Source organism: Gammaproteobacteria bacterium, assembly GCA_027296625.1.
Lineage (GTDB): Bacteria > Pseudomonadota > Gammaproteobacteria > JAKEHO01 > JAKEHO01 > JAKEHO01.
The window spans coordinates 1-6,467 of record JAPUIX010000017.1 but is presented as its reverse complement, the minus strand read 5'-3'; the positions used below and the strand labels follow the sequence as shown (position 1 = coordinate 6,467).

The window sequence follows — 6,467 nt, the reverse complement described above, 5'->3', positions numbered from 1 at the left end:
CGACGCTGGCATTTCTCGAGAGCGACGTGTGCGTTGCAGTCGAGGAAACGGAATACACACCCTATTACGACATGCTGAAAATCTTCGGCCGCAAAGTGCATCTGATTGCCAGCAATGAAGAGAATCAGTTTCGTCCCGATGCAGACGCTTATGATGTCGAGCCCGTCGAGTCGACGGAAAGAGTTCTGCTTCTCAAGAGCAATCCCTGCAATCCGACCGGAGTTACCGTCACCGGCGATGCATTAAGAGAACTAGTAAAAAAATTCAGCCAACCGGGGCGAGGCGCACTATTCGATGAGGCTTATGAGTTCTATTGCGATCCGGAACCCGAGAGCGCGCTGCGCCATATAGACGACATCGATCAGACTGACATGTTCGTCATCGGGGCTGCGACCAAGGGTCTGCAGGTTCCCGGCATGCGCGTCGGCTGGGCGATCGCGGCGCAGAAGCATATCGAGATCTTTCGTAATTATTCCTCCTTCGGCATGGGCGGCGTCTCACGCCCGTCTCAGCTCTATGTAACGAAATTGTTTGAACCGATACGTGTCGAGCAGGCACGATCGGCCGTGCGCGAGTTCTTTGCATCGCAACGCGCCCGTTACGAAAAAGGTCTCAAAGGCCTGGGTTTCGATCTCTTTACCGGCAATGGCGGTTTCTATCACTGGGGCAGACTGCCTGGCGGCATTAGTGCCGATGAGTTCAACGAACGGTTGTTTGAGCACGACGCGGGCATCCTGCCGGGCCGCCTGTGTGACATGGCACGCCGCATAAACGGCCCGCTTGAGCACTTCATGCGCTTCTCTTTCGGGCCGCTGGGACCGGATTCCTACGAGGCGGACATGGAAATTCTCGCGAAATGCGTCTAAACATCATCTCAAGGGTGACGGAAAACTTACGTGATCAAAATGTTACGCAAATGAGACTTTTTTCTTACGTTTACCTGATGCCGCAAATGGAATTTAATCCTGTCTAACTGAACAAAAAAGTCGGTAGCTTAAGGCCGGTTGATCTTTTCTTATTCCTAACGGGGGAGCTAAGAGTGATAGCCAAGACCACCAAACAGCGTGATCCACAACCGCGCCGCAGCGCAGTTTCGCATGCGGTAAAAACCCATATTCAATCCAGACGTAACCAGTATCTCGCAGCCGCCGTTGTTTCCAGCGCACTGGCAATGCCACAGCCGGCACCGGCCCAAGAGGTCCAGGGAGCGGTGCTTGAGGAAATCATTGTAACCGCCCAGAAGCGTTCGGAGAATTTGCAGGACGTGCCCATCGCCGTGACGGCGATAGACAACACCGGACTCGAAGAGCTGGGCATACAAGACTTTGCCGATTTTGCCCGGATGGCGCCAAACTTGTCCTTCAAAAATAAGGGGGGGGCGAGCGGGGCAACTATAATCATGCGCGGAGCGGCCGACGGTGGCGATGCTAACCCGTCCGGGTCACAGCCCAGTGTCGGCGTTTATCTCGATGAGGCACCGGTAACATCAATTGGAGCCAATCTCCCTATCCATATCTATGATATGGAGCGCATCGAGGCCCTGGGCGGCCCGCAGGGGACCTTGTTTGGCGCCAGTTCCCAATCCGGCACCGTGCGCTACATTACCAATAAGCCCGATGCCGAGAAATTTTCCGGCGGCTTTGATGTCCAGGGTAACGGTATGACAGATGGCGACACCGGTTATACAGGGGAAGCTTTTGTCAACGTTCCGTTGGGCGAGAGTGCAGCCATTCGGCTGGTTGGGTGGTACCTGGATGAAGGCGGTTGGATCGATAATGTGCCGGGCGGCTCGTATACGTATGCTCTGACGGCATCGTTTACTGGTTTGCCTGGTACGTCGTTCACAAAAACCAATGATGCCTTCGCTGCAGACGATATTAATGAACTTACTAAAGCCGGTCTGCGTGCAGCCCTGCGGGTCGACCTCAGCGAAAATTGGGTCGCTGACGCAAGCATAATCTACCAGAAACTGGAGTCAGAGGGTGTCTGGGAACAGGGCGCTGGCTTGGCCGACGTGGGTGAACGTAATGTCCAACGTTTTAGCGACGATTCCACTGACGACGAGTTTACTCAGTTCGCCCTGACTGTCGACGGTGAATTCGCCGATCACAGGCTGGTTGGCACGGTTGCTTTTAGTGATCGCGATGTGGAGTATGAGACAGGATACCACGCCTATGGCCAGTACCTGACCTTCGCCCGCTACTATGGCTGTGACTACACCAGCCCTTATTACGGACAAGCTTTGCCTAATACTGATTGCACCAGTGGCGAGGAGATTAACAAGAGCCTTTTCAATTGGGATCGGACCAGCATCGAATTGCGTCTGCAGTCACTGGCTGACAGCCGCCTGCATTACACGGTCGGTGGATTCTACGAGAAGATCGAGTTTGACTACTTTCTGGGATTTATACAGGCCGGCATGGCTTCAACCTTAACGATTCCAAACACGCCTTTTTCAAATGTTTTTTTCAGGACCGATCAGGCCCGTGAGGACACTCAAATCGCCGTATTTGGCGAGGTGAGCTATGATTTGACTGATGCATTGAGCGTTACCGCCGGGATTCGATGGTTCGATGAGGAATCTCAACTATCAGGTGTTGTCGGTTGGGGAGATGTTTGTAATATTAGTTTTTTTGCCGTCCCAATTTTTAATGATTGCACAACCGGTCTCACTCCTGCCACCAGATTTAGAGATAACGACGACAGTGTCGATCTTAAATATTCTAACACTGACGCAATATACAAAGGGAATATCAGCTGGAATATAGATGATGAGAAAATGGTCTACTTCACCTACTCGGAAGGATATCGACCCGGCGGCCTAAACCGCGAACCGGCCCTTATAGCCCTAGGTCTTCAGGAATTTAAACCGGACCTCATGACAAATTATGAAATCGGCTGGAAGACTGAGTGGCTGGATCAGCGCTTGCGCTTCAACGGCGCGGCCTATTTGATGGACTGGGACGATATTCAATTTACCATTTACGAATTTGGTTTATCAGCATGCTGCGGCAATACCTACAACCTCGCAACCGCAAGAATTAATGGAGTGGAGTTTGATCTTACTTACCTGGTCAGCGATGCCTTGACGGTATCTTTAGCTGGAGCCTATAACGATGCAGAAACCACCGCTGATTTTATTCTGCCCAATGGAAATTTTTCAGTGCCCGATGGACAGAGGTTGCCAAACATTCCGGAATTTCAGGGTGTCGTGAATGCCCGCTATGAGTTTGAGCTGGCGAATTATGATGCCTATGCACAGTTAAACTGGTCCTATACCGGCGACTCGCTGAGTGAAATACGCCCGCCAAGGGTTACGGGAACCGCGTTCGAGCCGAGATTTCCGGGGGATTTTGAAAACTATGTTCAAGACTCTTACAACATTGGAAACTTCAGGGCTGGTATTAATCTAGCAGGCTGGGGCGTGGATGTGTTTGTCAACAACCTGACCGACACAAATGCTATATTGTATGCCTCTCCAAGGAACTATGAGAATACGGCCGTTGTCAATCGCCCTCGTACCTACGGAGTGAATGTCTGGAAGCGGTTTTAGATCACCGGGTTTCAATAAATCCAGGGGGTGACGCTTGTCACCCCTTTTTTATGATGTCCATGGATGGACGGGCAGATAACTGCTCCTGCGTGATCTGCACTCCCGCCGTTCATGGCGGTCGTATGCCAAGGGCGCAGTGACGAGCAAAAAACTGCTCCTGCGTTTTCTGCATTTCCGCCTTCCATGGCGGTCGTATGCCGCGGTTGCATGGATGCGAGGGAGCGGCGATGTGCATAGATTATCAGTACTTAACGTCTGTATGGATACACAGAAACGGCGCTGGCCGGTCATTCGCCGAGCAAAATAAGTTTGTCTGCACAGGGGTCATCATGTGAAGATTGTCCAGCTAATTCATTAACAATAATCGTCAAGTAAAAAATAATGAATGCAAAGCCTGATGCTAGTACTCGTGATATCAAAACGGCGGTCAAACACGCCATGGGATTACTCAGCAAGGGTGAATCCAAATTAGCCAGGGAGCAGGCAGAACAGATACTGCGGCACTACCCAGATGAAGTGAACAGCCTGTTGGTGGTGGCTGTGGCTATTCGAGACCAAGGGCACAATGCGCAGGCGCTGCAACGTTTGCAAGCATTAGTAAAGCGCGCACCGGATTTTGCCCTGGCACAGCAAGAACTTGGCTTTGCCTATGCCGAGGTAGGACAAGTAATGGCGGCTATAGAGGCGCTGCAAAGTGCGGTGGCCATTGAGCCGAAGCTGCCGGCCAGTTGGAAATTGATGGGGGAATTATTCCTCGTCGATGAGGATGAGGATTCCGCCAACGAGGCATTTTATCAGTGTATGTTGGCCTCGTCCGTGGAACCCGACTTGATCCACGCGCTTAAGCTTTTTAAGGCCGGCAAGATTGGCAAGGCGGAGCAACTCTGTCGGCAATTTCTCTACGAAAACCCGACGAATGTCAGCGCGATCCGCTTGCTGGCTGTCATAGGCATCAAGGTCGGTGTTTTAGACGACGCTGAAAATTTACTGGAACGCTGTCTGGAGTTGCAACCGGAATTCAGTTTGGCGAGATTGAATTATGCTCAGGTACTGGAAAAACGGGAGAAACTCGATCTGGCGTTAGTACAGGTGGAGCGGCTGTTGGCAGCAGAGCCTGGGAAATTCACCTTGTTAGTACTGCGGGCTGCGATTCTTCACAATATGGGGGACTTTGAACGGGCACTGCCCTGTTATGAATATCTGCTAGCCCATTTTCCCCCGCGAGCGAAACTTACCATGGTTTATGGTCATGTGCTGAAGACTATCGGTCAGCAGCAGCAGGCCATTGCCGCATACCGGCAGACGATCGACCTGTTACCTGGCTATGGTGACGCTTGGTGGAGTCTGGCCAATCTAAAAACCTTCCGTTTTGAGGATGCCGATATTGAAGCAATGCGCGAGGAGATAGGCAAGAGTACCTGCACCCGGGTAGATTATCTTCATTTCTGCTTTGCCCTAGGTAAGGCGCTGGAAGATCGCAAGCAGTACGATGAATCGTTTCAATTCTATCAACTGGGCAACAGCATCCAGGCAAAGCGCTCAGGATATAAGGCCGACAATACAGAGAAAAATGTACAGCGACAGAAGGCGGTGTGCGGTAAAGAACTTTTTTCGGCCGCTGAAGGGCAGGGATATCAGGCGCCCGATCCGATCTTTATCGTCGGTTTACCCCGCTCTGGTTCGACCTTGCTTGAACAAATACTGGCAAGCCATTCCCAGGTAGACGGCACCAAGGAGCTGGCCTTTATTCTTGCTATTGTCCGGCGTCTGGGAGGGCACAAGAAAAAATCCGAGTTGTCGCACTATCCGGAAGTCTTGACCGAATTAAGCGCCAGTCAGCTCAACGATTTGGGCCAAGAGTATATAGACCGAAGTCGTATTCAAAGAGGGGCGGCGCCGTTTTTCGTCGACAAAATGCCCAATAATTATCTGCATGTCGGCTTAATCCATCTGATACTTCCCAATGCCAAGATCATCGATGCGCGCCGTCATCCCATGGCGTCCTGTTTTAGTGGCTTCACGCAACTGTTTGCGCGTGGGCAGTCTTTTACCTATGGGCTCTCCAATATGGGTCGTTATTATCGTGACTATGTAGACATGATGGACCACTGGGATCGGGTCCTGCCGGGCAAGGTTTTACGGGTCCAGTATGAAGAAGTAGTGGTCGATACTGAGACACAGTTACGGCGCATGCTCGACCATTGTGAATTGCCATTCGAGGCGAGCTGTCTGGATTTTCATCAGACCGAACGGCCGGTTCGCACAGCAAGCTCCGAACAGGTTCGTCAGCCTATTTACAGCGGTGCGTTAGAGCACTGGCGGAATTTTGAGGCGCATCTCGACGAACTCAAGGACAGCCTTGGGCCGGTGTTGGACAGGTATCCAATAAACTAGTTGTCGGTCACATCCTTTACGCGGGTGACCAACTCGCGGCGCTCTGGCGAGTCGAGAATTTTCCTACGAATTTTTTCCCAGCGCGCAAGGTCCGTTTCGCCGGTCTCGAGCGCAACGAGCAGGCCTTTGGTCGCGGCTACTATGTTCGGATTGCTGTCGGTGATACGGCTTGCAAGCTCGTGTGATCGCTTCAATGCAAAGCCTTTGCCGACCAGGTGTGAGACGACACCGGCTTGCTCAGCCTCGGCCGATGTAAATCGCTCGCCAAGAAGCAAGATGCGGCGCAGAGTCTGGCCGCTTACTCGAGCATGCCAGCGTTTTACGGCTTCGGGATTGTAGAGGAGACCCAGGCGTGCAGCCGGAACCTCGAAGAAAGTTTCCTCGGACGCTACGAGGAAGTCGCAGGCTAAGGCGATGTCGACAGCACCACCCATACAAGGCCCCTCGACTGCTGCAAAGACGGGTGCCGGCATTTCGTGGATCTGAATTACGACCTGCTCGATGGCATCGTCGATTGCGA

General features: G+C 52.2%; 5 protein-coding genes. 3 read left to right on the top strand and 2 right to left on the bottom strand.

Annotated features, from left to right (window positions below; all coding sequences use genetic code 11):
• The coding region (locus O6944_00800) for a pyridoxal phosphate-dependent aminotransferase (GenBank protein MCZ6717692.1) at positions 1–866 on the top strand (866 nt) is incomplete at its 5' end.
• Between the two features lie 167 nt (positions 867–1,033).
• On the opposite strand, the gene O6944_00795 is transcribed toward O6944_00800, so the two are convergent.
• A complete protein-coding gene (locus tag O6944_00795; protein ID MCZ6717691.1) occupies positions 1,034–1,321 on the bottom strand; it encodes a hypothetical protein in 288 nt (95 codons plus the stop codon).
• Here O6944_00795 and O6944_00790 point away from each other — a divergent pair.
• Positions 1,211–3,553, top strand: a complete 2,343-nt coding sequence (locus O6944_00790; protein MCZ6717690.1) for a TonB-dependent receptor — start codon at positions 1,211–1,213, stop codon at positions 3,551–3,553. The genes O6944_00795 and O6944_00790 overlap by 111 nt on opposite strands.
• A 381-nt stretch (positions 3,554–3,934) precedes the next feature.
• Positions 3,935–5,947, top strand: coding sequence for a sulfotransferase (locus O6944_00785; protein ID MCZ6717689.1), 2,013 nt, complete (start codon positions 3,935–3,937; stop codon positions 5,945–5,947).
• On the opposite strand, the gene O6944_00780 is transcribed toward O6944_00785, so the two are convergent.
• Positions 5,944–6,467 (bottom strand): enoyl-CoA hydratase/isomerase family protein (locus tag O6944_00780; protein ID MCZ6717688.1); only part of this gene is annotated, 524 nt, incomplete at its 5' end. The two genes, O6944_00785 and O6944_00780, sit on opposite strands and share 4 nt — an antisense overlap.